The sequence below is a fragment of the uncultured Propionibacterium sp. genome, assembly GCF_963539965.1.
Classification (GTDB): Bacteria; Actinomycetota; Actinomycetes; order Propionibacteriales; family Propionibacteriaceae; genus Propionibacterium.
The window spans coordinates 1-4,845 of the sequence record NZ_CAUTOU010000105.1 but is presented as its reverse complement, the minus strand read 5'-3'; the positions used below and the strand labels follow the sequence as shown (position 1 = coordinate 4,845).

The window sequence follows — 4,845 nt, the reverse complement described above, 5'->3', positions numbered from 1 at the left end:
CGGGGCGGGGGCCGTCACCGAGCGCGCCCCGGCGCTCGACGCGCCCGCCGGGATAGGCGTTGGTCCCGCCCAGCCGGACGCCGAGGGCGCCGGCCCAGGCCGATTCGCACCAGCCGCCGTTCGGGCTGGGGTGGTCGCGGGCGTCGCGGAGCATGGTGCGTGCCGCCCGGAGGGCGTTGCCGCCGACGGCCGGGGCCAGTGCGCAGGCCAGGGCCCCGGTGATGCGGGCCGGGGCCAGGTCGAGGACGTCGTCGAGGCGTGCCGAGAACCTGCCGAAGTTCCCGTAGCGCTCGTCGCGGTGACCGATCATGGCGTCCAGCGTGTTGGCGGCGCGATGGACGAGCATCGCCGGTATGCCGCCCACGGCGCCCCAGAACAGCGAGGCGACGGCGGCATCGGCCGTGTTCTCCGCCATCGACTCGACGGCGGCACGGGCCAGCTCGGGCCCGTCCAGCTCGTCGGCCAGGCGCCCGCACAGGTTCGGGAGTCGTTCGCGCGCCCCGTCCAGGTCGCCGCATTCGAGCAGGTCGGCCATCGCGCGGCCCTCGCGGGCCAGCGAGCCGGCGCCGACGACCGCCCAGGCGGCGACGCCCGTGACGGCGGTGCGCGCCAGGGCGCTGCGTCGCCCGACGGCCTCCAGTACCAGCCCGACGGCGGCGGCGGGCGCACAGGCGATGGCGCAGTAGGCGGCGCCGCGGGCCGCCGAGTCGGACCACATGCGCCGCTCGAGCCACAGCGCCCAGCGCCCGAACCAGGCCACCGGGTGACCGGTGTCGGGCGGGTCGGGGACGAGGCGGTCGGCGGCGATGCCGACGACCAGGCCCAAGCCCCTGCCCATGGCTGCGGGGAGGGGGCGTTCATGATGCAGGTGCCCGATCATGCCGGCCCCGTCCCCATTAGGCTGCCGGTATGAGGCAGGGCCGCATTGAATTCGCGCTGGTGCGCCACGGGGAGTCCGAGGGGAACCTCGGCGGCCGGGTGCTCGGGGGGCAGATGACCCCCGATCTGACGGCGCGCGGCCGTACCCAGGCGCGGGCTGCGGCCAGGGAGCTCGCCGTTTGGGGCGCCGACGCCCTGTGGAGCTCCGACATGGTGCGGGCCCGGCGCACTGCCGGGCAGATCGCCCTCAGGACGGGGCTGCCCGTGAGGTCCACCGGCCTGCTGCGCGAGCAGAACCACGGGCGCCTGGACGGCGCCGAGCCCGGTTCGCTCGTCGCCGAGGCCACGCCGCCCGGCCTGGACGTCACGGAGGTCCGCTGGGGCGGGGGGGAGTCGGTCGTCGACGTCTACGCCCGCCTGCGCGTCTTCTGCGGGCAGATCGTCGCCGGCGCCCACAGCCGCATCATCGTGGTCGGCCATTCGGACATGGGCTGCTGCTTCGTCTCGATGCTCGCCGGCCTGGGCCATCGCCGTGTGCGCTGGGACCGTCTCCGCCACGGCCAGGTGGTCTATCTGAGCTGGGTGCCCGGGCAGCAGCTGCCCGTGTGAATGGGGGATCAGCAGCGGCCGCCCGCCGGGAGGAAGGGGGGGGCGGCCCGCGAACAGCGGCGCGGCCGGTGCGCGCAGCGCGTCCGTGCAGCAGGTGCGATCGTCGATCACCAGGCCGTCCTTCGCAGTGCGGTCGGGAGAACGGCCGGGGCCGCTCTCCTCGACCGGGAGTCGATTGCCGCCGCGTCCAGGCGACCGGGCTCGGGGCTCGTGGCCTCATCACCGTTGCGGGACAGCGCCGGATTCGCACCGGCTTCGCTGGGAACACGGCATCAGCCGTTGCCGGCTGACCAGATCGACCTTAGTACACGGACGGGCGAAGGAGGCCACTGGCCGGCCCGTGGGGGCGAAGAGGCCAGGATCGTGCACGCGAATGCGCACATGCGATTTCGCCGCACCGCCGGGCCCCGGTCTCCCCGGCCCGCGTGCGGACCGTTCAGGCGTACTGGTCGATGACGCCGAGGTCCCGCAGGAAGTTGGCGGCCCACTCCTCGATGTCGTGCTTGAAGACGTGTTTGCGCATGACCCGCATGCGGCGGGCGTGATTGGCATGGTCGTCGCCGCTGGCTCGGATGAGCTGGTTCTTCATGCCGTTGAGGTCATAGGGGTTGACCAGGTACGCCTGCTTGAGCTGGATGGCCGCACCCGCGAACTCGCTGAGCACCAGGGCCCCGGCGTCGGAGTCGTGCGCGGCGATGTACTCCTTGGCGACCAGGTTCATGCCGTCGCGCAGTGGCGTGACGACCGCCACGTCGGCGGCGCGGTACATGGCTGCCAGGGTCGTCTTCGGGTAGCTGGAGTGGCGGTACTCGATGGGGCTGCGGCCGATGCGCCCCACCGATGAGTTGATGCGCCCGACCATCTCGTCCAGCTGCGAGCGCAGCGCCTTGTACTGCTCGACGTTCTCGCGCGTCGGCGTGGCCACCTGCAGGTAGACGTTGTGCTCGGGGTCGAGCTGCCCGGAGGTGAACAGCTCGCCGAAGGCGCGCACGCGCCGGCGCAGCCCCTTGGTGTAGTCGAGCCGGTCGACGCCCAGGAAGATGTGCTCGGGATCGCCCAGGTCCTCGCGCAGCTGGGCAGCGGCCTCGCGCACCTGCGGGGTGCGCGACATGTCGAGCATCTCCTGCGCATCGATGGAGATCGGGTAGTCGCGGGCGATGACCATGCGTCCGTCGGGCAGGTGGATCTCCCCGCGCCGCGGCCGCCCGCTGGTGATCATGCGGGACAGGTCCGTGAAGTTGTGGGCGGAGTTGGCCTCCTGGAAACCGATGAGATCGGCCCCGAGCATGCCCTGGACGACCTGGCTGCGCCAGGGCAGCTGCCTGAACAGCTCCGGCGGGGGGAACGGGATGTGCAGGAAGAAGCCGATGCGCAGGTCGGGGCGCATCTCGCGCAGCAGCTCCGGCACGTTCTGCAGCTGGTAGTCCTGCACCCATACGGTCGCGCCCGGGGCGGCGACCTCGGCGGCCGCGTTGGCGAAGCGCTCGTTGACCTGCATGTAGGACTCCCACCATTCGCGGTGGTACTCGGGGTGCGCGACGCAGTCGTGGTAGAGCGGCCAGAAGGTGGCGTTCGACATGCCCTCGTAGTACTCGGCGATCTCCCCGGCGCTGAGCGGTACGGGGTGGACGCCGAAGCCGTCGAAGTCGAAGGGCTCGATGGTCTCGCCGGCCGAGCCGCTCCAGCCCACCCAGGTGCCGCCGCGCTCCTTCATGACCGGGATGAGGGCGGTGACAAGACCGCCGGGGGAGGCCGTCCAGCCCTGGGTGCCGTCGTCGTTGGTCACCCGGTCGACCGGTAGCCGATTGGCCACGACGACGAATCGGGCGTCGCCCTGAGTGCTCATGTCGGCCGGTGCGGCCGTGGTCGGGGCACTGGGGGGAGCGCCGTCCGTGGGACTGTTCGTCGGGCCGATTGTCATTGCGAAGACCTCCCTGGCTTCGGCGGGTTGTCCTCCAGGATATCAAAGGCCTCGTCAGACGTATTTCATCTTGTTCTGAGGGGCGATCACGCGGTTCCGGCCGGGCTTCTGGCACAGTGGGGCCATGAGCAGCCAGCAGTCCTCGAGCGGCCCGGTGGAGTTCAGGACGGACTGGGCGCGGCGCGCCCAGTCGGCGATCCTGGCCGCGCCCGGGCGCTCGGTGATCTGTCTCGACTTCGACGGGACGCTGGCCCCCATCGTCGAGCATCCGCAGGACGCCCGGCCGCTGCTGGCCTCGATGGCCGCGATCGACGCCTTGGCCGGGTGGATCGGCTGCATCGCCGTGGTCACCGGCAGGCCCGTCGCGACGGCGCTGGAGCTGGGTGGTTTCGCCGGGCTCGGGAACGCGGAGGGGCTGCGCATCTACGGCCAGTACGGGGCCGAGCGCTGGGACGGTTCGAACGGCCGGGTGGTCGCGCCCGGTCGCCCGCGCGAGATCGGGGAGGCCATTGAGCGGATCGGCCGCCTCCTCGAGGAGGCGGCCGCGGCGGGGGAGCCGGTTGCCGGTGCGCGCTTGGAGGACAAGAACCTTGCCGTCGGCGTCCACACCCGTTCGTGCCCCGAGCCCGGGGCTGCACTGGCGGTGCTCGAGCCGCGGCTGCGGCGGCTGGCGGCCGGACTCGGCCTGGTCGTCGAGCCGGGCAGGAATGTGATCGAGCTGCGCTCCAGCGCGCTGACCAAGGGCGATGCGGTGCGCGGGCTGGTCGGCGAGCTCGACCCGGTCGCGCTGGCCTTCTGCGGGGACGACGCCGGCGACATCGCGGGCTTCGACGCGGTGCGCGCCTGGCGCGACGAGGAGCACCCGGGGGCGGTCGTGGTCTCGTGCTCGCCCGAGGTGCCGGCACTGGAGCAGCAGGCCGATGTGCTGTGCGCCGGGCCGGTCGGGATCGCCACCTGGTTGGAGGGTCTGGCCGGCGGGCTGCGCTCGGGATGAGGCGGCGATCGGCTAGCCTGTGAACCGCCCGGATCCATCACCGGGCGAGGGGCGTTAGCTCAGCAGGTCAGAGCAGGGGACTCATAATCCCCGGGTCGTGGGTTCGAGCCCCACACGCCCCACCCCGCCGCCGTGTCCCCCACCCGTCCGGGGCATCGTCGCGAGCCGTGGATGGGGCCGCCGGTCCCCCGATCGGGGGTGCTGGGTTCTGGCCGATCGTTGCGGCGGCCGCGGTCCTACCGGTGCATCGAACGTGCCGCGGCCCAGCGGTCGGTTCCGCCCGGGGTGGTCCGGGCCGAGCTGTTCAAACGATTGAATTCCTGGTAGCTTTCGCCCCACGGACTCGGCCTCGGCGCAGAGCACCTGCGTGGAGGCTTACGCCGGCACCTGGAGTGCTATAGGTTTTGTGGATAGCAGGAAAGTTTGGATTATGGTTTAGGCT

General features: G+C 72.2%; 4 protein-coding genes, 1 tRNA gene and 1 riboswitch. Of the genes, 3 read left to right on the top strand and 2 right to left on the bottom strand.

Annotation, left to right across the window (positions count from 1 at the left end):
• Positions 1-880 (bottom strand): adenosylcobinamide-phosphate synthase CbiB (gene cbiB, locus R2N01_RS11130; protein ID WP_316671197.1); only part of this gene is annotated, 880 nt, incomplete at its 3' end.
• Between the two features lie 29 nt (positions 881-909).
• Here cbiB and R2N01_RS11125 point away from each other — a divergent pair.
• Positions 910-1,488, top strand: a complete 579-nt coding sequence (locus tag R2N01_RS11125; RefSeq protein WP_316671194.1) for a histidine phosphatase family protein — start codon at positions 910-912, stop codon at positions 1,486-1,488.
• Positions 1,489-1,660: 172 nt separating this feature from the next.
• Positions 1,661-1,798: riboswitch (cobalamin riboswitch) on the bottom strand.
• A 126-nt stretch (positions 1,799-1,924) separates the two neighbouring features.
• On the opposite strand, the gene R2N01_RS11120 is transcribed toward R2N01_RS11125, so the two are convergent.
• A complete protein-coding gene (locus R2N01_RS11120) occupies positions 1,925-3,334 on the bottom strand; it encodes a trehalose-6-phosphate synthase (protein WP_316671192.1) in 1,410 nt (469 codons plus the stop codon).
• Positions 3,335-3,533: 199 nt separating this feature from the next.
• Between R2N01_RS11120 and otsB the strand changes: the two genes are divergently transcribed.
• Positions 3,534-4,403, top strand: a complete 870-nt coding sequence (otsB, locus tag R2N01_RS11115) for a trehalose-phosphatase (RefSeq protein WP_316671191.1) — start codon at positions 3,534-3,536, stop codon at positions 4,401-4,403.
• A gap of 48 nt (positions 4,404-4,451) precedes the next feature.
• Positions 4,452-4,525 (top strand) — tRNA-Ile (locus R2N01_RS11110).
• Positions 4,526-4,845 lie beyond the last annotated feature (320 nt).